Consider the following 23,846-nt stretch of genomic DNA (forward strand, 5'->3'; position numbering starts at 1 on the left):
AGCAACGTTTTATTATTATAAATTTTTAATTCAACAATAAAATTGATAAATTAAACAGATAATCATTTAATAGGTATAAATTTATTACTGTGGAAAAGCAAAAATTCAATACAGGTATAGGATTAACTGCACTAGGTTCTTTTTGGTGGGGTGTTATTGGTGTTATTTACTTCAAATATATTTCATTTGCAGGCCCTATAGAGGTAGTGATCCATCGTTGTGTGTGGACATCTGTAGCTTTAATAATAACTACTTTTTATTTTTCTAAATGGGATATTTTTTTTGAAATTATAAAAAATAAAAGAAATATAATTTATTTATTTTTTTCAAGCTTACTAATTTTTATAAATTGGGCAACCTGGATTTATGCAGTGGGTACTGAAAAAATTATCGATGCAAGCTTTGGTTATTTTATTATGCCAATCTTAAGCGTATTCCTGGGATATATATTTTATGGTGAAAAAATTAATAAAAGAAGAGGTCTTTCCATAATTCTTGTTTTGGTGTCTATATCATTTCTTTTATTTAAAAGTTTTCATTCAATACCGTGGGTTGGAATAATTGTAGCTCTAAGTTGGGGTTTTTATAATCTTCTTAGAAAAAAAGTAAATGTTGATACCGATGTTGGACTTTTAATAGAAAGTCTTTTTATATTACCATTTGCGTTATTTGCTTTTTTTTTACTTTTTAAAAATAATTTAAATATCTTTAGTATTAACGAGCCTTCATTGATGTTTATATTAATGTTAGCTGGACCAATGACTGTTATACCTCTATTTCTATATGTAAGAGGTGTTGAGTTGTGTGGCCTTGGACCCACTGGAATGATTTTCTATATAACCCCAACATTTCAATTTTTATTGGGCTTTTTTTATTATGATGAGGCTTTTTCTTTCGATAAATCATTAAGTTTCATTTTAATATGGATTGCTGTAATTATTTATTTAAAAGATTTATATGAACATAATTAAATATTTTATAATTATATTTTTCACATTTATTCACGGAACATTAAATGCCAATGAAAAAGGATTTAAGGAGTGGTTGGTTAATTTCAAAGCCTATGCTTTAGAAAAAAAAATTTCAGAAAAGACATTCAATTTAGCAATGTCTGATGTTGTGTTTTTACCTGATGTAATAAAATATGACCGTTTTCAGCCTGAGTTTTATGAAGATACCAAAACTTACATATCCAAAAGAACTTCTAAACAAAAAGTAAGTGCGGGCATTAAACTTTATGAATTAAATAAAGATTTCATAAATTCTGTCGACAATAAATTTTCTGTTGAGAAAGAGTTGCTTTTAGCATTAATGGGAATAGAGACTAATTTTGGAACTTATGTTGGAAAAATGGATATATTATCATCACTTGCAACTTTAAGTTATGATCAACGTAGATCTGATTTCTTTACCAAAGAATTAATTACTATTCTTCAATTAATAGATGAGGGGAAAATAAACCATAACATTTTATATGGGTCATGGGCAGGTGCCTTTGGTTTTTTTCAATTTATGCCATCTACAATAGACAACTATGCAATAGACTATGATAAAAATAACATTATTGAGCTTAAATCAACTAAAGATTCATTTGCATCTGCAGCTAACTACATAAATAAAATAGGATGGAAAAAAAACCAACCTTGTTTCATTAAAGTAAAATTAAAAGAAAATATACCTAGCAATATATTAAATACATCTGCAAAAAAAATTCACAATAAAACTAAATTTAAGCTTTTAAAGAAATATATAATTAATGAAGATAGTTTTAATTCTATTAATGAAAATTTGATTGCATCAATAATAACGCCAGACAAAGATATAATACCAGATGCACAAAACTTAGATCCGGCCTACATAGTTTTTGATAATTATGAAAAAATACTACAATGGAATAGATCTTTAAGATTCAGTCTTGCAGTATGCACATTAAAAGAAAAGTTTGAAAATGCTTTATAAAAAACTATTAATTCTATGCTGTTTAATTTTATTAAATAACTGTACACCAATTACCTCAACCAAAAATAAAAATCTTAATTCATTGGAAAATCCATTTATAAATAAAGGATTTAGCCTTATTTATAATGATACGTTTTATTATGATAAGGTTATTTCCAAAAAAATTGATGAACGAAGCTTAATTATTTTTCAAAAAAATTTAAAAAAAAATACAATTGTTAAAATTACTAATATTTTAAATAACAAATCAATTATAGGCACAGTCGGTAGTAATGCTGATTATCCTTTATTTAATAATGCAGTATTATCATTGAGAATAGCAGATGAAATTGGTTTGAATGAAAATGAACCTTATGTAGAGATTTTAGAAGTCCTTGAAGATGCAATATTTGTTGCAAAAAGAGCAAAGACGTTTGAAGAAGAAAAAAAAGTTGCAAACAAAGCACCAGTTAACAATATTAATATTAGCGATCTTAATACTAAACAAAAAAACACTAAAAATGAACTAAGTAAAAAATTTTCTTATGAAATAAAAATAGCTGATTTTTATTTCAATGATACAGCATCATTGCTAGTTGATAGAATCGTAAAAGAAACCATGATTAAAAATGTCAAAATCAAAAAAATTAATGAAAAAAAATATAGAGTATATGCAGGTCCTTTTAATAACATTAACTCTCTACAAAAATCATTTAATGATATAAGCATACTTGAATTTGAAAATATTGAGATTATAAAAAATGATTAAATCAAGACTTATAACGATTTTATTGACCCTCTTACTAACAACTAATGCTAATGCAGCATTTGATGTAAAGGCTAGAACAGCAATATTACAAGATTATCTTTCTGGTGAAATATTATTTGAAAAAGATGCCGATAAATCAATTTATCCTGCATCAATGACAAAAATTATGACAGCCATTATTGCGTTTGATTTAATTAGAAGTGGTGATCTAAGTTTAGATGAAAAATTTTTAGTATCAGAGAATGCCTGGAGACTTTCATCAGCTGGCTATTCTTCAATGTTTATAATGGTTGGTGATGAAGTTAGTGTGGAAAATTTACTTAAGGGAATAATTATTGCATCTGGTAATGATGCTTGTGTTGCGTTAGCTGAAGGTATTGCTGGAACAGAAGATGAATTTGCAGTGATGATGACGGCTAAAGCTAAAGAAATAGGAATGAATAATACTAATTTTGCTAATTCATCAGGCATTAATGATACTGAAAACCTATCAACTGTAAGAGATATTATGCTTATGTCTAATTATCTTATTAAAGAGTTTCCTGAAGAATATAAGTATTTTGCAGAAAAAGAATTTACTTGGAATAGAACAGGGGGTGACCCCATTACTCAAGGTAATAGAAATCCGTTATTATATAAAAGCCTTGGGGCAGATGGAATTAAAACTGGTTATTTAGCAGTTGAAAAATACTCACTAGCATCATCTGTTGAAAGAAATGGAAGACGACTAATAGCTGTAGGTAGTGGCTTTAATACTAAAAATGATAGATCTCGTGAAAGTGCCAAACTTTTAACATGGGGTTTAACTAATTTTGACCTGGTTGAAATTACAAAAGCAAACACACCAATAGAAGACATTGATGTTTGGTTGGGTAAAAAAGATACTGTTAAAACTTATATAAAAAATGATATCTACAAAACTATTCCTAAAGCAAAAAAAAGACTATTGAAGGTATCATTGAATTATAATGGTCCAATTCAAGCACCTATTAAAAAAGATGATATCTTAGGAAAATTAAAGCTAATCTTTGATGGTGAACTTATCGAAGAATATGATCTACTTGCTTATGAAGATGTTAAGAAATTAAATGTTTTTTCACGGTTAATGAAATCAATTAATTTTTTAATTTGGGGTGATGTCTAAAAAACCAATAATTGTATTTGAAGGTATAGAGGGGACAGGCAAATCTCATCATATTAAAAATGTTGCTAACTACTTAACACGTAAAAAAATTAAATTTATTCAAATTAGAGAACCTGGTGGCAGTGCAAATTCAGAAAAAATAAGAAATCTTATTCTTAATAATAAATCTACATTTAATAAAGAAACTGATTTACTGCTTTATCTTTCGGCAAGAAGTGAAAATATGGAAATTATAAGAAAAAATTTTGGTAAAAAAATAATATTAATAGATAGATTTTCAGATTCAACTATTGCCTACCAACATTATGGTATGGGTGTAAACCTCAAGTTTATACAAAATATTAACAATCATCTTTTAAAAAATATTAAAATTGATTTTACTTTTTTAAATACAGTAAATTTATCAAATATGAAAAAAAGGCTTAAACTAAGAAAAAAGCTTAACAGATATGATAAATTTAACAGTAAATTTTATGAAAAAGTACAAAATGGTTTTATAAAGATATTAAAAAAAAATCCTAAAAAATATATTAGAATAAATTCAAATCTAGATATAGATCTTAATGAAAATATAATATTAAATAAAATTAAAGACTTAATTTAGATTTATGAATTTAAAACCATCTGAAAACACTAAAATTTATGGTATGGAAAATTTTTTTCATGAATTAAGTGGACTATATAAGCTCAAAAAATTGCCTAATAAAATTTTACTGTCTGGAAAAAAAGGATTAGGAAAATCAACATTAGCCTATCATTTAATCAACTATATTTTATCCGAAAATGAGGATTATAAATATAATTTAGAAAATTTTTGCATCCATAAGGACAATAAATCTTATAAACTTTTGCAAAATAACTCCCATCCAAATTTCTATTTAATAGATTTATTAACAGAAAAAAAAAGCATTGATGTAGGTCAAATACGTGAAATGATTAGTTACACAAATAAATCAACATTTAATAATATGGCAAGATTTATTTTAATAGATAATGTTGAAAATCTAAATAAGAATTCTGTCAACGCATTACTTAAAATTATTGAAGAACCAAATGAAAATGTTTTTTTTATCTTAATAAATAATAGTGAAAAAAATATACTACCCACACTAAAATCAAGATGTTTAACTTTCAAGATTAATTTTACATTTAATGAGTCCTTAAGTATTTCAAATTTAATACTGGATAAAAATGTACTTGATTTTATTAATTATGACTTACTAAGTTTTTATAATTCACCTGGTGAAATCATTAGTTTGTTCAATTTTGCAGAAGAAAAATCTATTAATTTAAAGGATCACACTATTTCAAGTTTTATAAGTTCGATAATAGAAAATAATTACTATAAGAAAAATAAACCTGTCAAAATTTTATTAATAAATTTAATCGAGCTATTCTTTTTGAAAAAATATCTGATAACAAATTCAAAGGTTACATTAATTAATTTTTATCAAAAATTTATAAAAAAAATTTATAATACAGAAAAATTTAATCTAGACGAAGAAAGTTTATTTTTAGAATTTAAATCAAAATTGTTATAAATGGATAAAAATTACTATATAACTACACCAATTTATTATCCTTCAGCGAGACCTCATATGGGTCATGCATACTCAAGTATTGTTGCTGATTTTTTTGCAAGATTTAAACGTATAGATGGGTTCAATGTTCATTTTTTAACAGGTACGGATGAGCATGGTTTAAAAATACAACGAGCAGCAGAGAGAAAAAAAATTGATCCTCAAACTTTTTGTGATGAAATTAGTCAAACGTTTAGAGATCTTTCAAAAACATTAAATTTATCTAATACTGATTTCATTAGAACTACTGAAGAAAGACACAAAAAAACAGTTCAACATCTGTGGAATGAACTTGAAAAAAATGACGATATTTATTTATCAAAATATTCTGGTTGGTATTCTGTTTCTGATGAAGCTTATTACAGTGATGAAGAAATTATTGAGAAAGAAAACGTTAAAATAGCCATTTCATCTGGTTCTTCGGTTGAATGGATAGAGGAAGAATCTTATTTTTTTAGATTATCTAAGTGGCAAGATGAACTACTAAAATATTATGAAAAAAATCCAGACTTTATTTCACCAAAATCCAGAAAAAATGAAGTAATTAGTTTTGTAAAAGGTGGGTTAAAAGACTTATCCATAAGCCGTAAAGCATTCTCTTGGGGCATCAAAGTTCCTAATAGTCAAGATCATGTAATTTATGTTTGGCTTGATGCTCTAACCAATTACATAAGTGCTTTAAACTACCCAGATACAAATGATGAGCTGTTTAAAAAATTTTGGCCTGCATCTGTTCATTTAATAGGTAAGGATATATTAAGATTTCATTCTGTTTATTGGCCAGCATTTTTAATGGCTGCAAAAATACCTTTACCTAAGAAAGTATATGGTCATGGCTGGATTTTATCTGGTGATGAAAAGATGTCAAAATCAAAAGGAAATATTCTTGATCCCTTAGATATTATCGAAATTTATGGACTTGATCCATTAAGATATTATTTGATTAAAGAAGTTTCATTTGGAAATGATGGTAATATTTCACAAGATAGATTAGAGGATTGTATCAATAGTGATTTGGCTAATAATTATGGTAATTTATGTCAAAGAGTGACTGCATTTGCTGAGAAGAATTGCTCTTCATTAGTACCAGATAATATAAAATTTAATGATGAAGATTTAGTGATGCTAAATAAATTTACTGATAATTTAGATCTAATACGAACTGAAATTGATAATCAAAATATTAATTATTATATTAATTTCATTGTTAGTGCTTTATTTGAAGCAAATAAGTATTTTAACGATCAAGAACCTTGGAAAAAAAAAGATGATAAACATAGATTGAATACCATTGTCTACACATCATTAGAAATGATTAGAAAAATTTCATTTATGCTTTATCCAATAATTCCAAGCTCAATAGAAAAAGCCTTAAAGATTTTTGATTTAAATATTGATGCAATTAATTTTGAATCTATCGCAAACCATGACTATCTAATATCTGGAAAACCAATCAACAAAATAGATATTATGTTTAAAAAAATTGAAAGAAAACATGATTGATTCTCATTGTCATTTAGATCATGAACCTTTACTTGAAAATTTAAATGAAGTTATAAAAAGATCTAAAGAAGTCGGAATCTCAAAATTATTAACCATATGCACTACACCTGAAAGTTTTGATAGGATAAAAAAAATTATTATAACCGACCCGATGATTTATGGAACTTTTGGTATTCACCCTCATGAGACTGAGAAAAGTCATTTAATTGATAAAAATTATATAACAAATCAAGTAAATAAAAATGAACGAATTATTGGTATTGGTGAAACAGGCTTAGATTTTTTTTATAATCATAGTAATAAAGAAAGGCAAATTGATAGCTTTAAAGCTCATATAGAGGCTTCTATAGAGCTTAATATGCCTATTATCATACATTCTAGAAATGCAGAGGATGAAACGTATGAAATTTTAAAATCATATAAATCAGAAAAACTTAAAATTTTAATGCACTGTTTTACTGGTTCGTTAAATTTTGCAAATAAATTAATAGAATTAAATGCCTTTTTTTCAGCAAGCGGAATAATTACTTTTAAAAATAGTTTAGAACTTCAGGAAACTTTTAAAAATATTCCCTTAGATAAACTGCTTGTTGAAACAGATAGTCCATTTTTAGCGCCCATACCAATGAGAGGAAAAAAAAATGAACCAAGTTTTATTAAATATACTTTAGAAAAATTATCTATTTTAAAAGAAAAAACTGATCAAGAAATGTCAGATTTAACTACTCAAAATTTTAATAAACTTTTTAATCTATAATGTCTCTTAAATTTGTCATTTTGGGTAGTGGTAGCTCATTGGGCGTACCTAGAGCAGATGGATATGCTGGAGATTGTGATTTAAATAATAAAAAGAATCTTAGAACAAGGTGTTCTGCTCTAATTAAATTTAATGATCAAAATATTTTAATAGATACATCGCCAGATTTGAGGTCACAACTTCTAAAAAATGAAATTAAATCTATTAGTAAAGTTTTTTATACCCATCTTCATGCTGACCAGACACATGGTATTAATGACCTTCGACCATTTTTTTTGATAAACAAGAAACAAATTCCAGTCTATGCGGACATTAATACTAAGAAATATCTGCTTTCAACTTTTAAATATTGTTTTAAATCATCCTATGGTTATCCATCAACTTTAAATATTAATAGCCTTAAAAAAAAACATGAATTTATAATTAAAGATAAAAAAATTAAAATTGAATCAATACCTGTTCAACATGGTAAGATTAAAAGTATTTGCTATTTAATTAACAATAAATTAGCCTATGCAAGTGATATTAGCTTATTCTTTAAAAAAGATTTCAAAAAATTAAAAAATTTAGAATATTTAATTATTGATTGTCTGTGGTACCGTAATCATTCAGCTCATTTCAATTTAAATCAGGTTTTAGAAATAGTTAAAATCCTTACTCCTAAAAAAACTATATTAACAAATATGCATAGCGATTTAGATTATGTAAAACTTAAGAAAAAATTACCCAAAAATATTATTCCTGGTTTTGATGGTTTGACTGTTAGTTTAAAGAATTAAATCTATTTGTTTTGTTATCTTATCTGACATTGGTGTAATAAAAGAATTGAACGTGTCCTGTATTTTTCCTTCTTTATTAATTAAAATCTTATGAAAGTTCCACTTAGGGACAGTTGAATTACCATAATTTTTTTTTGCCCATTTATATAAGTCATGGGCATTATTACCTTTAACATCAGTTTTGTCTGTTATTGGAAAAGTAATATTAAAATTAGTTTCACAAAAATCTTTAATTTCTGAATTAGTGCCTGGTTCTTGACCACCAAATTGATTTGATGGAACGCCAATTACATAGAAGCCTCTGTCTTTATACTTTTCATAAAGTTCTTGCAGGCCTGTATATTGCTTAGTAAATCCACACTTACTAGCAACATTTACCAAAAGTATAGTTTTTCCTTTGTATTGATTTAAATCAATAGTTTCATTATTTATATTTTTTATCGAATGATCAAAAAATAGCTTTTCGTATTTAGCATCAACTTTTTCAAAAAATGTAAACATAGATAGGATTAATAGAATTAATAAATTATTTTTATAAACCATGTCTTATTTTTTAGAAGCATATAATAATATAAAATATCCAAATACAGTAGACAGTAAGGATCCAGCAAGAACACCAATTTTTACTCCATCAATATATTGAATATTTTCGGCAAAGGCTAAGTTTCCAACAAACAAGCTCATAGTAAAACCAACCCCTGTTAATATTGAAACTCCGTATAAGCTTAACCAGCTAGACTTATCTGGCATTTGTGCCACACCAAATTTAACAGCAATGAAAGAAACAACCATAACCCCAACTTGTTTACCCACGAATAACCCCAAAAGAATACCTAATGGAACAGGTTCTAATAATGAACTTAATGATAACCCCTCCAAAGATACGCCTGCATTAGCAAATGCAAATATTGGCATTATCATAAAAGCAACATAAGGACTGATTGCATGCTCTAATTTAATTAATAAAGAGAAATCTTTTTCTTTAATTCTGTGAGGTATGGTTGATGCTAAAAGAACACCTGCTATTGTTGCGTGAATTCCGGACTTATAAGTGAAGAACCACATGAAGGCACCAATTATTAAATAGGGAATAAACTTTTTAACACCAAATTTATTTAAAGTAAGTAGTAAAATATATGAAATTAAGATTAAACTTAAATAACTTATGCTTAAGTCACCTGAGTAGAAAAAAGCTATAATTAATATTGCACCAAGATCATCGATTATAGCAAGAGCCGTTAAAAAAACTTTTAAAGAAATTGGAACTCTTGAACCAAGTAAGGATAAAATTCCCAATGAAAACGCTATGTCTGTAGCAGATGGAATTGCCCAACCATTCAATGTTTCAGAATTACCAAGATTTATAAAAACATAGACTAGAGCAGGGACCACCATTCCTCCAACAGCTCCTATAATTGGCAGCAATGCTTTTTTTAAATTAGAAAGCTCACCTTGAATGAACTCTCGTTTTATTTCTAGTGTTACAAAGAAAAAGAAAATTGCCATTAATAGGTCATTAATCCAGTGATGTACGGAAAGTTTTAAACCGAAATCATTAATACCTATAAATAGATATTGATTTAATGTATCAAAATATAAATTACTTAAACTAGAATTGCTTATTACAAGAGCAATAATTGCTGCAATTAATAAAACAAGACCACTTGCTGCTTCTAGTTGAAAAAACCATTTAAAAGGTTTTGAAAGATTTTTGATCATAATTTTATATTAAATCTCTAATAAATAATGAGATATCTTTAATACTTTCATACAGATTATAAAGTATAAATTCGACATTTGGGACAATTTTCCCAATAGGATATTTAAACGTGTCCACAATAATTATAAAAGCTACGAATGAAATAATTGATACAACAAAAATATTTAATATTTTAAATTTTTTTTGTTTTTTTGGCTGTGTATTTACTTGTGTGCTTTCATCATTGTTTATCTCAATTTTTTCTTTAATTTCTTCTTCTAAATTTACTTCAACTTCGTCATTAGATGTGTCTGATACACTTTCTACATCATTGATCGGTGAATTATTTTGTTCAAAAATATTAACATTATCATTACTAATATCTTCATCAGTTAGACTTACTGTGTTTTCAAGAACTATTTTTTTAAAAAACCATTTATGATCACAGCTAGCACACTGTAATAAACGACCCTTGTCCGGAATTAAACTTGGGTCTATATCGAATTTTTTATTACAATTATTGCAAGTGATGATCATAATTGATGTATATCTGATTCTTACAAAAAAGCCTTATTTTTGATGCTCTTTATTCTTTGAAATTATCAATATCTAATGTATTAGTACCTCAATCGGGGCGTAGCGCAGCCTGGTAGCGCATCTGGTTTGGGACCAGAGGGTCGCAGGTTCAAATCCTGCCGCCCCGACCATTTTATGAAAAAAGCAAAGATTTATATACCCACTAAAAATTCAATGCAGTCTGGTTTGGGTAAATCAGACAAATGGTTAATTGAATTTGAAACTGAAGATACAGGAATTAATCCTTTAATGGGTTGGGAAACTAACTCTAATACTCTTTCAGAATTAAATTTAGAATTTTCCTCTAAAGAATTAGCAATAGAATATGCAAAAAAAAATAAAATTGACTTTGAAATCATTGAACCTCAAAAAAGAAAAACGGTTAAAAAATCTTACGCAGATAATTTTTTAAAATAAAAATGTTTAAATTTTTTACTCAAAAAGAATGGCGATTATGGTCATGGGTTGGTTCATTTATTATTCTTTCATCGCTTTGGGTTCAGGTACAAATTGATGTTAAAATAAATGAATGGTTTGGTCAGTTCTATGACATGATACAAAAAGCCCTAGCAGCCCCGAACTCAATCACAATTGGAGAGTACTGGGCAAGCTTATTATCATTTATTACATTAGCAGGTATTTATGTGGCTTTGGCTACGGTTGTTGCTTTCTTTACCTCACATTATTTATTCAGATGGAGAACTGCAATGATTGATTGGTATCACAGTGTCTATGATAAGGCCCGAACTATTGAAGGGGCTTCACAAAGGGTTCAGGAAGATACTATAAAGTTTTCAAGAATTATGGAAGGACTTGGTACTAGCTTTATAGAAGCAATAATGATGCTTGTTGAGTTCACCCCTATATTATTTGGTTTAAGTATTGGAATACCTATTTTATTTTTTGGGGATTGGAATTATGGTTTGGTTACAGGTGCATTTATATGGACTGTAGGTGGAACTCTTTTTTTAATCATATTAGGTTCAATTTTAAGATTAGTTGGTGTTGAGTATGATCTCCAAAAGAACGAGGCTTCTTATAGAAAATTACTTGTTATAGCTGAAGATGATATAACAGTAAGACCAAAAAACTTAGATGAATTATTTAATGATGTAAGAAAAATTCATTTTAAGTCTTACTTAAGATATTTTTATTTTAATTTAGGTCGTATAACTTATCTTCAAGCTAATGTTCTTTCAGCTTATGTTTTTTTAGCTCCAGCAATAGTAGCAGGCGTTGTGACATTAGGGGTAATGCAACAAATTATAAGAGCTTTTGGAAGAGTAGAGGGGTCTATGCAATATATTTTCAGATCATGGCCTACAATTATAGAATTAGCCAGTGTTTATAAAAGATTAAAAGAATTTGAATCTAAAATTAATACCACTGAATCAATCACTCAAAAAGAATAATGGCTATCGATAAAAAATATGTTGATCAAATTTTAAAAGTTTCTGAAAAAGCAGCACTAGCCTCTTCTTATTTGGTTGGAAAAAAAGACAAGATTGCAGCAGATCAAGCAGCTGTTGACGCTATGCGATCAGAATTAAATAAAATAGATATGAATGGTGAAGTTGTTATTGGCGAAGGTTCACTCGATGAGGCGCCCATGCTTTATACAGGTGAAAAACTTGGAAATAAGAATGGACCCTATTTTGATATTGCTGTTGACCCTTTAGAGGGTACAAATTTTGCTGCAAATAATTTGCCTGGTGCAACTTCTGTTATTGCTATTGCTGAAAAGGGAAATCTTTTTAATGCACCAGAAACTTATATGGATAAAATTGCAACTGGACCAATTGAAAAAGGATTAGTTGATCTAGATTTTCCACTGAAGAAAAATGTAACAAATCTTGCGGACTTTCTAAACAAAGATATTTCATCACTTACAGCTTGTCTAATGGATAGACCAAGACACAAAAAAATAATTGATGAATTAAAGCAACTAAATATAAATATTAAATTAATTACTGATGGTGATGTACTTGGTGCATTGTATGTAACAAATCAAAAATATAATGTTGATTTATTTTTGGGTATTGGCGGTGGTCCAGAAGGAGTGTTAGCTGCATCAGCCCTTGATGCTTTTGACTGTCATTTTCAAGGGAGATTTATATTTGATAACGACAAAGATATTAAAGATGCAAACAATATGGGAATAACTGATTTAAATAAAAAATACGAATTAAATGAAATTATTAAAGGAGACTCTATATTTTGCTCTACAGGAATCACTACAAGTGAGATGTTAACTGGTGTAAATATCAATAATAACAAATATATAACCGAAACATTAGTTACACATAAAAGTTTAAAATTTACAAAAATCTTAAAGAGAACAAATCAAATTTCAGAATGATTTCTGTCTCAGGTAAGAAGTGGGAACAAAAAAAAATTAATCAAAACATTGTTGATAAATTAAAACAAGAATATGATTTTAGTGAAATTTTATCTAGATTAATTATTTCAAGAAAATTTGATAATGAGGAAATAGCAACAATCAATACAGATTTAGATTTAAACAACATTTTTTTAAATAATAAAGATTTTAATCAATCTATTAATCTTGTTGTAAATTCTATCAATAATAATGAAAAAATATGCATTTTAGGTGATTATGACGTTGATGGCTCCGCTGCTACATCTTTATTTGTTAAGTTTTTTGAAGATATTAATCATCCATTTTTTTACTATATACCTGATAGGGAAAAAGACGGTTATGGAGCTACCAAAAAACTATTCAAAAAACTGATCTTGGAAAAGCCTAAATTAATTATTATGGTGGATTGTGGCTCAACATCTAATGAAGCAATAGATTTTTTAAATGATAATGAAATAAAATCTTTAATCATTGATCATCACGAAATTAATAAGCCATTTCCAAATGCTAACTCAATTATAAACCCAAAAAAAGATAATGGTTATAAAAAATATTATTATTTATGCGCAACTACACTTACATATTTTTTTTTAGATTTACTGATTAAGAAAATAAAAAGTGAAATAAATATATCTGATTATTTAATATATGTTTTGTTAGCTACAGTATGTGATGTTATGCCTTTGAGAAAACTTAATAGATTAATTGCATTAAATACTCTCAAAAATTTTGATATAACAAAAAATTCACCAATCAATACTTTATTTAAATTAAATGAAAAAAAAAATAAAATTAATATTAATGATCTAGGTTTTTTAATTGGTCCTATATTAAATGCTGGTGGTAGATTGGGAAAGTCTCAATATGCCACAGAATTATTATCTTCTAATAATGATCTAATTGTAAATGATAGATCAAAATCCCTAATTAAACTAAATGATAAAAGAAAAGAAATTGAAAATTTAATATTAGAAGAAATTGACTTTAAAAAGATTGAAATAGAAAATAAGGATGTAATTATTTACTATAATCCAAATATTAATGAAGGTTTAATAGGAATTATTGCAGCAAGATTAAAGGATTACTTTAATAAACCCTCTATTGTTATTACCGCCTCTAATGAATTGTTAAAAGGTTCCGCTAGATCAGTTTATAACTATAATATTGGCCGCGTAATTAAAAATTCACTAGACCAAAAGATAATTTTAAATGGTGGCGGTCATAATATGGCAGCAGGATTTACATTGAATAGAGACAATCTAAAGACTTTTCAAAATTACATTTTAGAGGATTTTGTAAAATTGAATACTGTAACTAATAATATATTTTCATATGAATCTGAAATTTCATCACTAGCATTTAATCAAGATTTTTATAAAGATATAAAGAAATTAGAACCTTTTGGGACAGGAAACCCTGTACCAACTTTTTTATTAAGAGATTTAAAAATAATTAAGTCCGTAATATTAAATAATAAACACGTGTCTTTGATACTAAAATCAAAAACTGGATTTTCAATTAAATCAATTTCGTTTAACTCCTATAATACTAAAGTTGGTGAATGCTTAATAAATTATAAAAATAACATTGATGTAATAGGTCAAATCAATGAAAATATATGGAATAATAAAAAATCTCTTCAATTAACTATTAAGGACATAATCTTGTAGTTTATTGCACTTGATAAATATTAACTTTTAAAATAAAAGGTCACAACATGGTCCCTTCGTCTATCGGTTAGGACAGCTGGTTTTCATCCTGCAAAGGGGGGTTCGATTCCCCCAGGGACCGCCAATAATATGTTTTATTATACATATATGCTCAAATCTATTTCTAATGGAGTTAAAAAGACTTACGTCGGGTATACTAACAACTTGAATTTAAGACTAAATAAACACAATTCTAATAAAGGCGCCAAATCAACAAAAGGATATAAATGGATTCTGATATATAGTAAAAAATTTAAAACTAAAAATGAAGCAATGTCTTTTGAGTACAGCCTTAAAAAAAATAAAATATTAAGAAAGGAGCTTTTAGATAAGTCTATTTAATGAATATTTCTATATTACTACCTTATAAAGAAAATTTTGTTTCTAGTAAAGCAGGTGCTGTATCATTATTTGTTAATGATATTACTAAAAATAGTATGTTTCAAAAAACTACAAAAATTTTTGGTAATACAATTTATAAAAAAGTTCTGTCTAATAATTATATCAACCTTACTTTTGACAAGAAGATATTTTTTAGTTCTAATAATCAGTATGTAAAAAAATTTTTAGAATACAAAGAAACATTAAATTCAGATTTAATCGAAGTCCATAATAGACCTAATTATATTAAAAACATTAAAGCAAAATATCAAAATAGGTTATTTTTATATTTTCATAATGACCCGTTACAAATGAATGGATCCAAAACTAGTAAAGAGCGCATGAGTTTACTCAGTAATGTTGATAGAATAATATTTAATAGTGAGTGGAGCAGAAGTAGATTTTTTATCAATTTAGATAATTATCAAAATCTTATTAAAAAAACATCCATATGTTTTCAATCTGCATCTGAGGTTAAGATTAATTTCAAAAAGAAAAAAAATATAATCACTTTTATTGGAAAATTAAATCGAGCAAAAGGTTATGACTTATTTGGTAAAGCAATAATTAAAATTTTAGATAAATACCCTAATTGGAAATCAATGGTCTATGGTGATGAACCAAGAGAAAAACATATTTTTAATCATAAAAATCTTAAAATTTCTGGTTTTAAAGATAACAATATTATTCTTAATAAATTAAAAAAAGCCAGTATTTCAGTTATTTGCTCAAGATGGGAGGAGCCATTTGGAAGAACTAGTTTGGAAGCAGCAAGTAGAGGATCTGCGGTTATAATAAGTAATAGAGGGGGTCTTCCTGAAACAGCACCTGATGCTATAAAAATAAAGACATTGAATTCAGAAAATATTTTCAAAGAAATTGAAGCTCTTATTCTTAATAAAAAAAGATTATTATCCTTACAAAAAAAAAATTACCAAAATTTTAAATTAACACATTCTTATGTTGTTAAAATTGTAGATGATTTAAGAAAAATTGATTACTATGATAATTCTATCAAATTATTCAATATCAAAAAGAAAACTGTTCTAAAAATAATACATGCAACAAACTTTAATAGACGTTTTAATGGTAGGCTTCATTATAATACAGGTAGAAGACTAAATAATGGATTTGTAAGACTTGGTCACAACGTATTAACGATAAGTGATAGGGATTTGACCCATGATAATAAGAATATATTTGATATTAAAGGTAAAAAAAAATTACAAAAAGATTTAATAGAAAATTTAACTAATTTTAAGGCAGACTGCCTAATTTTGGGACACGCAGATTCAATTACAAATGAAACTTTAGACATTATTAAAAATAAAAATAAAAATTTGAAAATTTGTCAATGGTTCTTAGACCCAGTTGGTAAAAAAGGCCCAGATTACCTAAAAAATAATAATAGAATTTTAGCTAAAGTTGATTTTATTGATAGCACATTTTTAACTACAAGCCCGAGCGTTTTATATAAAGAAATCAAAAATTCATATTTCATTCCTAATCCTTCAGATAAATCGTTTGAAATTTTAAAAAATTATGAACATAAATGTGAAAATGATGTTTTTTTTGCAATGAGTCATGGCGTTCATAGAGGTCAGCTTAAAAAAGGAAAATATGACAAGAGAGAATTATTTATTAATAAACTTAGAAAATTAAATAAGGAAATTAATTTTGATATTTATGGCATGAACAATATTCAGCCTATATGGGGTGATAATTTTATAAAAGCAATTTCAAAATCAAAAATGGGTATTAACTTGAGTAGGGGAGAGCCTGTTAAATACTATAGTAGTGACCGGATTGCACAACTTTTGGGAAATGGTTTATTAACATTTATTGATAAAAAAACTTGTTTTAATGATTTCTTCTCTAATAAAGAAATTATATTTTATAATGATATAAATGATCTGAGCTATAAAATTAATAAATATAAAAAAGATGTAAAAGAAGCGAAAATGATTGCAAAAAATGGTCGCGATACTTACTTAAGAAATTTTAATTCTACAATTGTGGCTGACTTTATTCTTTCAAAAACTTTTGATTACAAAAGCAAATACAAATTTGCTTGGGAAAAATAAAAGTTAATATTTTCAGTATATGAATAATTTTTATTACAATTTCATCATTTTTAGGACAGATAGATTAGGAGATTTTATTATTCATTCTAGACCAATATACGAATTAAAGATTAAATATCCAAAATCACATATTACTGTTGTTTGTTCAGATTTAAATAAAAAATTGATATCTAGCTATTCATTTATAGATGAGGTCATAATTTATAATAAAAAAGATAAATTTTTGATCAAATTTAAAAATTTTTTAAAAATAATAAGGAAAAAATATCATGCAGCATTTATAATTGATGGAAAGAAATTTTCTCATATATGTAATATTTTCATTAGGTCAAAAAATAAATTAGGACTTGTATATACATCACAAAAAAAAATTTTTATGTTTAAATATTGGGTAAAAAAACCCTCTCATTTTTACAATTTAATATTCTTTAACAAATATGAAGTATTTACTAGCAGGAATTCTTTAGTCCTATCTGAAAATTTATGTCAGAAATACATAAATATTTTCAAAAATTTTAATAATAAAAAAATCGAAACATCTACAAAATATATATTTGAAACAAATAAAATTTATGAAGAAAATTATAGAAAGATAGTAGATTCAATTAATTACAAAGAGTATCTCCTTATTCATTTTGATGAAAAATGGAATGATATTAATGGTATAGATGAGGATCTAATAAAATCTATTGAAAATTTTCAGAACAATACTAATAAAAGAATAATATTAACAGCATACAATAATAAGTTTAGTTATTACAAAAAATTAAAAAAATACTTCAACTATATTGATTGTTCAAAAGAAGTAAATTTATCTAAAACTTCTAATAATAAATGTCAGGTTATAATACTTGATAATCTAGAATTATTTTTATTTGAACAATTTATCAGATATTCCCTAGCTTCTATAAGTTGTCATTCAGGCTTTTTGGCTCAAGTAGCTGGTGCTAACAATTCAACTATTATAGATATTATAAACCAAAAAGATAAAATTTGGTATGATTGTTGGAAACCAAAAAATACCATTCATTATTTTGTTTATAAATCAGAGCCTGAACGTAAGTTTAATATAAATGAAATTTTTTTAAGTATAAAAAAAAAAATAGATATAGTTAAATATGAATAATATTTTCTATAGAGATCTTTAGTTGAATTTTTTTTAACTATTTGTTTTTAAAAATTTTTAAAATAAAAATCATTATTAATGGAATGAAAATTTATAAAGTTATTTTCTTTTAAGTATCTAATAATATCGTTCTGTCTTTTCTTGAATATTTCTACTTGTATTACGACATCATTTTTTTTTAAAAGTTTATTTATTCCTTTCAATACTTTATATTCGTGTCTCAACATCTATTTTAATGGCTAAAATTTCTTTCTCGAATTTTAAAACATCATCACCAATAAAACTATCTGCCTCAACTTTCATTAAATTTTTATTTTCATATTTCTTAAGTTCTTCATCATTCTTATCAAATATAGACATACCACCTGTTTTTTATTTTTCAGATACCCACATCGTTATTTTCTTACTTTTATCAGATAAAGCATAATTGTTGATGGTAAGATTATCAAAATTATTTAGCTGTTTATTCAATTTTAGTTGTTCAAAACTTTTCTTATAAGGCTCAAATGCTATTACTTTTATATTTTTATTTGAAATTAAAGAAGAGTAGATTCCCATGTGAGCACCAATATCAATAAATCTTTTTATATTATATTTTTTTATTAATCGTTTTAGATAATTTATTTGCTCTTCTTCATAATCATCTTTAAAAAAAATCTGTCTATCAATAGGATTTTTTAGATTAATTGATAGAAAAATACCTTCTTTTTTAATAATAAAATTTTTATATTAAATAATTCAAAAATTTTTTTTGTTAACGAAGGTATTAATCGTTTAAAAATTTTTATCTTCACTAAAATTCTTATTATACTGATCATCAAATCTTAATTTTGCTTAAAGCATTGTTTTTAAATAAATTTGTTTCTTTAATATATCTTCTTACCATTTCAGTTGATTTATAACCTGTCATAGCCATTATACTTCTTTCTTCAACTCCAGATTCTGCTGCTGATGTTGCAAAACCTGATTTCAAACTATGACCAGAATAATTTTTACTGGAAATATTCTTAGGCAGCCAATTATGAAGAAGAAAATGTTTAAAAAAGTTAAAAATGCTGAAATAAACAGTAACTATATTATGAAAAATGGTATTTTAATAGGCTGTCATCACGGGCTTAAAGATTCTGATGTAAATTATATGATCAAATATTTGAAATTATTTATTGATAAAGAAATATAGATATTAATTTTCTAAACTTATCTGACCTAATCTTAATAATGATTTTTTTTCTAAAATTGAAGTGCTTAAAGCATTTAACCTATATTTATATCTAATTAATTTTCTACTTTTGGTTAAATTATAGATAAATATTCTAAAATAAATCCTAAATATTACTGGTAAAAAATAAAGAATAGCAAAGAATTTACCATAATGTTTTTTGAAATAATAAAATTTTGACCATATAAAATGCCAACTATATAATATATTCAACTTTTGTTTTTCTTTTGAATTTTTAAGATCAACTGCCTTACCTTTTTCATGATAAACTTTTACTTTATTTAATTGATAGGCTGATAAACCAATCTTTAAAGCTCTTTTTGTATAATCTGTTTCCTCCCAATATAGAAATATATTTTTATCAAAGCCATTATTTTTAATAAAATTACTTCTTTTAAAAAACATGATTGATCCATGCACATTGTGAATTTTCTTTATCTCATACTTTAAATTTGTTTGATAATGACCACTTTTTGGTGCTTTTAAAAAATGTGGTCCAATTACCGAAAACTTATTTTTTAGTTTTTTTGCATAATTATAAAAAGTAATAATTGCATTTTCATCTATTCCACTAACATCTGGCTGTATTACAAAAAAATATTCTGTTTTAATTTTTTTTGCTGCATAATTAATTGATGATCCATACCCATCATTTTTTTTAAAATATATTGTAATATTCTTATTTTTATTAAATATTTTTGTTAATTTCTGATCATTTGAATTATCAACTATTAAAATTGGTGATTGATAAGGTATCTTTTTTATTAATTTAACTAATTTTTTTGAACTGTTATATGTAACAATTATAATTGACACATTTTTAATTTTATCTTTCATATTTTAATTTTATTTAGAGCATTATTTTTAAATAAATTAGCATCTTTTATATATCTTCTAACCATTTCTGCTGATTTATGACCTGTCATTGCCATAATATTTCTTTCCTCAGCACCAGATTCTGCAGTAGATGTTGCAAACCCTGATCTTAAGCTGTGTCCAGCATACTTATGGCCGTCTAACCCAGCGCAGTTTGCGTATTTCTTAATTATTAAAGCAACACTCTTGTCTGAAATATTAAAAATTTTACCTTTCTTTAAACCAGAAACTTCAATCCAATTTTTCAATGATTTTACTGGGCAAAAATCTTTATTATCAAAGTAGGGGATGGCTTTAGTCATACCTTCGCCAGATTGATCAGTTTTAGATCTCTTAACAAAGATTTTAAGACCTTCGTTAACAAATTCTATATCCTCATACTCAATATCAACTAACTCTGATCTTCTAAAGCCACCTGAAAATCCAATTAATACTAAAGCTTTATCTCGAATTTTTTTAGAATCTTTTTCTTTAGATTGATGTATTGCTTGAATTAATACTTTTAAATCACTGATTAATAATGGTTTTTTACCTTTTTGATTACTTCCATTTGTTCTTTTAATACCCATCAAATTTTCCATTATTATTGGATGTTTCGTGTCAATGTAATGACCTTTTGTTTTATGTAATATGCTTATTGATGCTAAGCGTCTCTTTAAAGTACTATATTTAGAGTATGATGATAAATGAGTTAGATATAATGCTAAAATTTTTGGTTGTGTTGGCATTGCTTGTAAACCATTTTTGGAACAGAATAATGAAAAATCATTATAATCAGATTGATATGCTCTAAGTGTATTAACTGATTTTGAGTTTCTTAAATTTTTTATTGTTTCTAATTCAAGACTTTTGATATCTGTTATTAAATTATTCATATTTTCCGATAACCATTAATTATCGGAAATATATAATATCTTTATAATTATGTCAATAGCTATAATTTAAGGCAATGAAAAAGAATATCTTATTATCTTATCCATACTTTTTGGTTCGATCATTTTCGCTACAGCGACATATATGGGAACTACTTATGAATTTAGAGCCAAATTAAAAGTTTGCGAAGAACATTATAAGCCATATATAAAAAAAATTGAAAAATGTAAAAAGGCTGCAAGATTTGGAAATTTGGGTAATTAGTATATAGATATCAATAATCTAAAATTGTTATTTAAAGCAAATGATTAGAAAACTAGTGAAAAAAGATAAGGAAAATTGGGCCAAATTATACAATAGTTATGCTAATTTTTACAAAGTCCCAATGAATACAGGGATTTTAGACATTTTATGGGGATGGATTCATGATGAGTCTCATAATGTTAATGCTATTTGCTTTGAATTAGAGGGTAAAATCGTTGGAATTGCCCATTACAGAACAATGCCAAGGCCAATAAAAGGAAAATACATTGGTTTTTTAGATGATTTGTTTGTAGATCCAGAATTTAGAGGTCAAAAAATAGCTCAAAAACTTATTAGTCACCTAAAATCATTATCTAAAGCCAATAATTGGGATGGAATTCGTTGGATCACCCACTCTTCCAATGAAAATGCAAAGAAATTATACGATAAAATAGCTAATAACACTGGGTTTGAACTCTATGAACTTAAAGGGAACTAAGTTTCAGCTAAAAGTTTGGAATTACCTAAAGAAAATACCCAAAGGTAAAGTTAAAACCTACTTGGAAGTTGCTAAAGCTATTGGAAAACCTAAGGCATTCAGAGCTGTTGCTAATGCAGTGGGTAAAAACCCCTATCCACCTAAAATACCCTGCCATCGAGTCATCAGATCAGATGGAAGTCTCGGCGGATACTCTGGAAAAGGTGGAATTCAACAAAAACGACGTTTATTGAGATCAGAAAAAGTCTTCATAAAATAGTACTTTTAACCTCAAAAAACGCCAAAAACGTTTGTTATTAAACACTTTTTAGATATTTTGCCCTATTTTCGTTTAATTACTGTAATACATCCTTCAGTTGTACTACAAATAGACTTTTGGCTAAAATAGACTATCCTATGAGCGTTTAAACAGTATATTCTCATACTGCATTGCTCTACTTGTCAACAATAGCAACGATTATAGAGAGAGTTAAAAAGACCATTTTACTAGCTTTTTTAAACCTCTATTCTACTGCATAAATAATCTAATTTTAAAAAAAATACCCTATTAATTGAAATAAGTATTTAATATCAATACTAAATCACCATTTTAGCCAGTTTAAAAACTATGTTTAATTTACTAAAAATTAAAATTACCCAATTCTCGCTTTTTCAACGTTAGAAAAATAGATTTATGCTACTTTTATTTTATTTTAAGCCTACTTTAGTAACTATAATTTAACTATTTTTAAATATTATTATATTTAATTTGTAATTTTTAGAAATTAATAATATTATAATTAATCTAATAATTACAGTAATATATAATATATTATTAATGTATAATATTAGATATTAGTAAACAAGTAATACTTAGTTAATAGGATTTAATATAAGATTCTCTTCTAGATATATAAACTCCACTCATAATAATAATGGATAAGCCTAAGAATGTCCAATTATCAGGAAAGTCACTAAAGAAGTAATAACCAATAATTATATTAGTAATGATTTCAAAGTAGCTAAATGGAGCCAATTTAGAGGCATCAGCGTATTTAAGTGATAATATAAGAAATAAGTGCCCAATGCAGGCAAATACGCCTATTGAGGCCATCATAGACCATTGAGAAGGAGTTGGATTAACCCATACAAATGGCATTAATCCTGAAACGGCGATTAACCCAACTAATCCAGTTAGTAATAAAGTTAATAAAGGGTTATCTGAAGTGCTTAATTTACGTGTAATTATTAAATAGAAACCATACATTACACCTGTTCCTAATGCAGCTAGACTGGCCAAGTTAATCTCCACAAAACCTGGTCTTATAACCACTAGAGAGCCTATAAATCCTATAATAACAGCAGTCCACCTTCTTATACCCACCTTCTCACCCAAAAATATAGGAGAAAATGCAGTAACAATTAAAGGTGCTACAAAAGCAAGTGTCAGAGCTTTAGCTAGAGAGATAACAGATATTGCGTAGAAAAAACAAATATTAGCAGAAAGTAGTATTAACCCTCTTATTATTTGTAACTTAGGCTTATCTGTCCAAACAAGCTGCTTATTATAAAACAAGAACATTATTGGAAGAGTGAATGCGACCGTAAAAAAATATCTAGCCCACGTGATCTGTAAAACGGGCATATCGGCACTTAAATATTTTGCAAAACCATCCATGATTGGAAGCATTACCCAGGCTAAAAGGTTAAATATGATGGCTTTCATAAGCCA

27 protein-coding genes, 2 tRNA genes and 1 pseudogene are annotated in these 23,846 nt (G+C 26.4%); 21 read left to right on the top strand and 9 right to left on the bottom strand.

Features of this window, described 5'->3' with window-relative positions; genetic code table 11:
* The first annotated feature begins 89 nt into the window (after positions 1 to 89).
* The 9 genes from rarD to AC5SLY_RS02990 are packed head-to-tail and all read left to right on the top strand — an operon-like array spanning position 90 to position 8,470.
* Complete coding sequence (gene rarD / locus AC5SLY_RS02950) at positions 90 to 971, top strand: EamA family transporter RarD (protein WP_494599081.1); 882 nt, start codon at positions 90 to 92, stop codon at positions 969 to 971.
* Positions 958 to 1,959: a lytic murein transglycosylase gene (locus tag AC5SLY_RS02955; protein ID WP_494599082.1), complete on the top strand. Its 1,002-nt coding sequence runs from the start codon at positions 958 to 960 to the stop codon at positions 1,957 to 1,959. The genes rarD and AC5SLY_RS02955 overlap by 14 nt, the downstream gene beginning before the upstream one ends.
* Positions 1,949 to 2,707: a hypothetical protein gene (locus AC5SLY_RS02960; protein WP_271565029.1), complete on the top strand. Its 759-nt coding sequence runs from the start codon at positions 1,949 to 1,951 to the stop codon at positions 2,705 to 2,707. The genes AC5SLY_RS02955 and AC5SLY_RS02960 overlap by 11 nt, the downstream gene beginning before the upstream one ends.
* A complete protein-coding gene (locus AC5SLY_RS02965) occupies positions 2,700 to 3,851 on the top strand; it encodes a D-alanyl-D-alanine carboxypeptidase family protein (protein ID WP_011282096.1) in 1,152 nt (383 codons plus the stop codon). The genes AC5SLY_RS02960 and AC5SLY_RS02965 overlap by 8 nt, the downstream gene beginning before the upstream one ends.
* Positions 3,844 to 4,455, top strand: coding sequence for a dTMP kinase (gene tmk, locus AC5SLY_RS02970; RefSeq protein WP_494599085.1), 612 nt, complete (start codon positions 3,844 to 3,846; stop codon positions 4,453 to 4,455). Before AC5SLY_RS02965 ends, tmk begins: the two co-directional genes overlap by 8 nt.
* Positions 4,456 to 4,459: 4 nt before the next feature.
* Complete coding sequence (locus AC5SLY_RS02975) at positions 4,460 to 5,392, top strand: DNA polymerase III delta subunit-related protein (RefSeq protein WP_020169417.1); 933 nt, start codon at positions 4,460 to 4,462, stop codon at positions 5,390 to 5,392.
* Complete coding sequence (metG, locus tag AC5SLY_RS02980; RefSeq protein ID WP_494599086.1) at positions 5,393 to 6,934, top strand: methionine--tRNA ligase; 1,542 nt, start codon at positions 5,393 to 5,395, stop codon at positions 6,932 to 6,934.
* Entirely contained in the window at positions 6,927 to 7,691 is a 765-nt protein-coding gene (locus AC5SLY_RS02985) for a TatD family hydrolase (RefSeq protein ID WP_271564272.1), read from the top strand. Before metG ends, AC5SLY_RS02985 begins: the two co-directional genes overlap by 8 nt.
* The gene (locus AC5SLY_RS02990) at positions 7,691 to 8,470 is read left to right on the top strand and encodes an MBL fold metallo-hydrolase (protein WP_494599087.1); all 780 of its coding nucleotides are present in this window, start codon (positions 7,691 to 7,693) and stop codon (positions 8,468 to 8,470) included. The genes AC5SLY_RS02985 and AC5SLY_RS02990 overlap by 1 nt, the downstream gene beginning before the upstream one ends.
* On the opposite strand, the gene AC5SLY_RS02995 is transcribed toward AC5SLY_RS02990, so the two are convergent.
* Genes AC5SLY_RS02995 through AC5SLY_RS03005 form a run of 3 tightly spaced genes read right to left on the bottom strand, consistent with a single transcriptional unit; the run spans position 8,459 to position 10,706 of the window.
* A complete protein-coding gene (locus AC5SLY_RS02995; protein WP_006996916.1) occupies positions 8,459 to 8,971 on the bottom strand; it encodes a glutathione peroxidase in 513 nt (170 codons plus the stop codon). The two genes, AC5SLY_RS02990 and AC5SLY_RS02995, sit on opposite strands and share 12 nt — an antisense overlap.
* A 45-nt stretch (positions 8,972 to 9,016) precedes the next feature.
* Positions 9,017 to 10,189 (bottom strand): Na+/H+ antiporter NhaA, encoded by a 1,173-nt coding sequence (gene nhaA, locus AC5SLY_RS03000; RefSeq protein ID WP_271741351.1) that lies wholly within the window; start codon positions 10,187 to 10,189, stop codon positions 9,017 to 9,019.
* Between the two features lie 4 nt (positions 10,190 to 10,193).
* On the bottom strand, positions 10,194 to 10,706 hold the full coding sequence (locus AC5SLY_RS03005) for a zinc-ribbon domain-containing protein (RefSeq protein WP_494599088.1): 513 nt from the start codon (positions 10,704 to 10,706) through the stop codon (positions 10,194 to 10,196).
* A gap of 93 nt (positions 10,707 to 10,799) precedes the next feature.
* Here AC5SLY_RS03005 and AC5SLY_RS03010 point away from each other — a divergent pair.
* The 9 genes from AC5SLY_RS03010 (at position 10,800) to AC5SLY_RS03050 (ending at position 18,425) form a co-directional block, all read left to right on the top strand.
* A tRNA-Pro gene (locus tag AC5SLY_RS03010) sits at positions 10,800 to 10,876 on the top strand.
* Between the two features lie 4 nt (positions 10,877 to 10,880).
* On the top strand, positions 10,881 to 11,162 hold the full coding sequence (locus AC5SLY_RS03015) for an ETC complex I subunit (RefSeq protein ID WP_006996913.1): 282 nt from the start codon (positions 10,881 to 10,883) through the stop codon (positions 11,160 to 11,162).
* A gap of 2 nt (positions 11,163 to 11,164) precedes the next feature.
* Positions 11,165 to 12,157 carry a putative transporter gene (locus AC5SLY_RS03020; RefSeq protein ID WP_271741596.1) on the top strand — a complete coding sequence of 331 codons (993 nt, stop codon included), beginning with the start codon at positions 11,165 to 11,167 and terminating at the stop codon, positions 12,155 to 12,157.
* Positions 12,157 to 13,104, top strand: a complete 948-nt coding sequence (gene glpX, locus AC5SLY_RS03025; RefSeq protein ID WP_494599089.1) for a class II fructose-bisphosphatase — start codon at positions 12,157 to 12,159, stop codon at positions 13,102 to 13,104. Before AC5SLY_RS03020 ends, glpX begins: the two co-directional genes overlap by 1 nt.
* Positions 13,101 to 14,795, top strand: a complete 1,695-nt coding sequence (gene recJ, locus AC5SLY_RS03030; protein WP_494599091.1) for a single-stranded-DNA-specific exonuclease RecJ — start codon at positions 13,101 to 13,103, stop codon at positions 14,793 to 14,795. Before glpX ends, recJ begins: the two co-directional genes overlap by 4 nt.
* Positions 14,796 to 14,844: 49 nt before the next feature.
* Positions 14,845 to 14,919 (top strand) — tRNA-Glu (locus tag AC5SLY_RS03035).
* A gap of 23 nt (positions 14,920 to 14,942) precedes the next feature.
* Positions 14,943 to 15,176 (top strand): GIY-YIG nuclease family protein, encoded by a 234-nt coding sequence (locus tag AC5SLY_RS03040; protein ID WP_494599092.1) that lies wholly within the window; start codon positions 14,943 to 14,945, stop codon positions 15,174 to 15,176.
* Positions 15,176 to 17,299 (top strand): glycosyltransferase family protein, encoded by a 2,124-nt coding sequence (locus AC5SLY_RS03045; protein ID WP_494599093.1) that lies wholly within the window; start codon positions 15,176 to 15,178, stop codon positions 17,297 to 17,299. Before AC5SLY_RS03040 ends, AC5SLY_RS03045 begins: the two co-directional genes overlap by 1 nt.
* Before the next feature lie 19 nt (positions 17,300 to 17,318).
* Positions 17,319 to 18,425, top strand: coding sequence for a glycosyltransferase family 9 protein (locus AC5SLY_RS03050; protein ID WP_494599094.1), 1,107 nt, complete (start codon positions 17,319 to 17,321; stop codon positions 18,423 to 18,425).
* Between the two features lie 207 nt (positions 18,426 to 18,632).
* Here AC5SLY_RS03050 and AC5SLY_RS03055 read toward each other — a convergent pair whose 3' ends face one another.
* The 3 genes and pseudogenes from AC5SLY_RS03055 to AC5SLY_RS03065 form a co-directional block, all read right to left on the bottom strand.
* Positions 18,633 to 18,785 carry a hypothetical protein gene (locus AC5SLY_RS03055; RefSeq protein WP_494599095.1) on the bottom strand — a complete coding sequence of 51 codons (153 nt, stop codon included), beginning with the start codon at positions 18,783 to 18,785 and terminating at the stop codon, positions 18,633 to 18,635.
* 12 nt (positions 18,786 to 18,797) lie between these two features.
* Complete coding sequence (locus tag AC5SLY_RS03060; protein ID WP_494599122.1) at positions 18,798 to 19,142, bottom strand: FkbM family methyltransferase; 345 nt, start codon at positions 19,140 to 19,142, stop codon at positions 18,798 to 18,800.
* Positions 19,143 to 19,242: 100 nt separating this feature from the next.
* Positions 19,243 to 19,428, bottom strand: a pseudogene (locus tag AC5SLY_RS03065) (tyrosine-type recombinase/integrase); the annotation flags it as partial.
* Here AC5SLY_RS03065 and AC5SLY_RS03070 point away from each other — a divergent pair.
* Positions 19,402 to 19,605 carry a hypothetical protein gene (locus tag AC5SLY_RS03070; protein ID WP_494599096.1) on the top strand — a complete coding sequence of 68 codons (204 nt, stop codon included), beginning with the start codon at positions 19,402 to 19,404 and terminating at the stop codon, positions 19,603 to 19,605. The pseudogene AC5SLY_RS03065 and the gene AC5SLY_RS03070 overlap by 27 nt on opposite strands.
* A 3-nt stretch (positions 19,606 to 19,608) precedes the next feature.
* Here AC5SLY_RS03070 and AC5SLY_RS03075 read toward each other — a convergent pair whose 3' ends face one another.
* A complete protein-coding gene (locus AC5SLY_RS03075) occupies positions 19,609 to 20,481 on the bottom strand; it encodes a glycosyltransferase family 2 protein (RefSeq protein ID WP_494599097.1) in 873 nt (290 codons plus the stop codon).
* Positions 20,478 to 21,395, bottom strand: coding sequence for a site-specific integrase (locus AC5SLY_RS03080; RefSeq protein ID WP_494599098.1), 918 nt, complete (start codon positions 21,393 to 21,395; stop codon positions 20,478 to 20,480). Before AC5SLY_RS03080 ends, AC5SLY_RS03075 begins: the two co-directional genes overlap by 4 nt.
* 302 nt (positions 21,396 to 21,697) lie before the next feature.
* On the opposite strand from AC5SLY_RS03080, the gene AC5SLY_RS03085 reads away from it, so the two are divergent.
* The gene (locus AC5SLY_RS03085; protein ID WP_494599099.1) at positions 21,698 to 22,135 is read left to right on the top strand and encodes a GNAT family N-acetyltransferase; all 438 of its coding nucleotides are present in this window, start codon (positions 21,698 to 21,700) and stop codon (positions 22,133 to 22,135) included.
* Complete coding sequence (locus AC5SLY_RS03090; RefSeq protein WP_006996903.1) at positions 22,116 to 22,394, top strand: methylated-DNA--[protein]-cysteine S-methyltransferase; 279 nt, start codon at positions 22,116 to 22,118, stop codon at positions 22,392 to 22,394. Before AC5SLY_RS03085 ends, AC5SLY_RS03090 begins: the two co-directional genes overlap by 20 nt.
* A 597-nt stretch (positions 22,395 to 22,991) precedes the next feature.
* Here AC5SLY_RS03090 and AC5SLY_RS03095 read toward each other — a convergent pair.
* The gene (locus AC5SLY_RS03095; protein WP_041185791.1) at positions 22,992 to 23,840 is read right to left on the bottom strand and encodes a DMT family transporter; all 849 of its coding nucleotides are present in this window, start codon (positions 23,838 to 23,840) and stop codon (positions 22,992 to 22,994) included.
* Between the last annotated feature and the right edge of the window lie 6 nt (positions 23,841 to 23,846).

The organism is Candidatus Pelagibacter sp. PS_23, assembly GCF_059417905.1.

What these genes read in the sequence shown, in the direction of transcription:
- AC5SLY_RS03085 (WP_494599099.1), top strand. Translation starts at nt 21,698, where the DNA reads ATGATTAGAAAACTAGTGAAAAAAGATAAGGAAAATTGGGCCAAATTA.
- AC5SLY_RS02985 (WP_271564272.1), top strand. Translation starts at nt 6,927, where the DNA reads ATGATTGATTCTCATTGTCATTTAGATCATGAACCTTTACTTGAAAAT.
- recJ (WP_494599091.1), top strand. Translation starts at nt 13,101, where the DNA reads ATGATTTCTGTCTCAGGTAAGAAGTGGGAACAAAAAAAAATTAATCAA.
- AC5SLY_RS02995 (WP_006996916.1), bottom strand. Translation starts at nt 8,971, where the DNA reads ATGTTTACATTTTTTGAAAAAGTTGATGCTAAATACGAAAAGCTATTT.
- AC5SLY_RS02960 (WP_271565029.1), top strand. Translation starts at nt 1,949, where the DNA reads ATGCTTTATAAAAAACTATTAATTCTATGCTGTTTAATTTTATTAAAT.
- AC5SLY_RS03040 (WP_494599092.1), top strand. Translation starts at nt 14,943, where the DNA reads ATGCTCAAATCTATTTCTAATGGAGTTAAAAAGACTTACGTCGGGTAT.
- AC5SLY_RS03050 (WP_494599094.1), top strand. Translation starts at nt 17,319, where the DNA reads ATGAATAATTTTTATTACAATTTCATCATTTTTAGGACAGATAGATTA.
- AC5SLY_RS03070 (WP_494599096.1), top strand. Translation starts at nt 19,402, where the DNA reads ATGACCAGAATAATTTTTACTGGAAATATTCTTAGGCAGCCAATTATG.
- AC5SLY_RS03055 (WP_494599095.1), bottom strand. Translation starts at nt 18,785, where the DNA reads ATGTCTATATTTGATAAGAATGATGAAGAACTTAAGAAATATGAAAAT.
- AC5SLY_RS03005 (WP_494599088.1), bottom strand. Translation starts at nt 10,706, where the DNA reads ATGATCATCACTTGCAATAATTGTAATAAAAAATTCGATATAGACCCA.
- AC5SLY_RS02965 (WP_011282096.1), top strand. Translation starts at nt 2,700, where the DNA reads ATGATTAAATCAAGACTTATAACGATTTTATTGACCCTCTTACTAACA.
- AC5SLY_RS02990 (WP_494599087.1), top strand. Translation starts at nt 7,691, where the DNA reads ATGTCTCTTAAATTTGTCATTTTGGGTAGTGGTAGCTCATTGGGCGTA.
- AC5SLY_RS02975 (WP_020169417.1), top strand. Translation starts at nt 4,460, where the DNA reads ATGAATTTAAAACCATCTGAAAACACTAAAATTTATGGTATGGAAAAT.
- tmk (WP_494599085.1), top strand. Translation starts at nt 3,844, where the DNA reads ATGTCTAAAAAACCAATAATTGTATTTGAAGGTATAGAGGGGACAGGC.
- AC5SLY_RS03090 (WP_006996903.1), top strand. Translation starts at nt 22,116, where the DNA reads ATGAACTTAAAGGGAACTAAGTTTCAGCTAAAAGTTTGGAATTACCTA.
- AC5SLY_RS03015 (WP_006996913.1), top strand. Translation starts at nt 10,881, where the DNA reads ATGAAAAAAGCAAAGATTTATATACCCACTAAAAATTCAATGCAGTCT.
- AC5SLY_RS02955 (WP_494599082.1), top strand. Translation starts at nt 958, where the DNA reads ATGAACATAATTAAATATTTTATAATTATATTTTTCACATTTATTCAC.
- AC5SLY_RS03075 (WP_494599097.1), bottom strand. Translation starts at nt 20,481, where the DNA reads ATGAAAGATAAAATTAAAAATGTGTCAATTATAATTGTTACATATAAC.
- AC5SLY_RS03095 (WP_041185791.1), bottom strand. Translation starts at nt 23,840, where the DNA reads ATGAAAGCCATCATATTTAACCTTTTAGCCTGGGTAATGCTTCCAATC.
- metG (WP_494599086.1), top strand. Translation starts at nt 5,393, where the DNA reads ATGGATAAAAATTACTATATAACTACACCAATTTATTATCCTTCAGCG.
- nhaA (WP_271741351.1), bottom strand. Translation starts at nt 10,189, where the DNA reads ATGATCAAAAATCTTTCAAAACCTTTTAAATGGTTTTTTCAACTAGAA.
- glpX (WP_494599089.1), top strand. Translation starts at nt 12,157, where the DNA reads ATGGCTATCGATAAAAAATATGTTGATCAAATTTTAAAAGTTTCTGAA.
- AC5SLY_RS03045 (WP_494599093.1), top strand. Translation starts at nt 15,176, where the DNA reads ATGAATATTTCTATATTACTACCTTATAAAGAAAATTTTGTTTCTAGT.
- AC5SLY_RS03080 (WP_494599098.1), bottom strand. Translation starts at nt 21,395, where the DNA reads ATGAATAATTTAATAACAGATATCAAAAGTCTTGAATTAGAAACAATA.
- AC5SLY_RS03020 (WP_271741596.1), top strand. Translation starts at nt 11,165, where the DNA reads ATGTTTAAATTTTTTACTCAAAAAGAATGGCGATTATGGTCATGGGTT.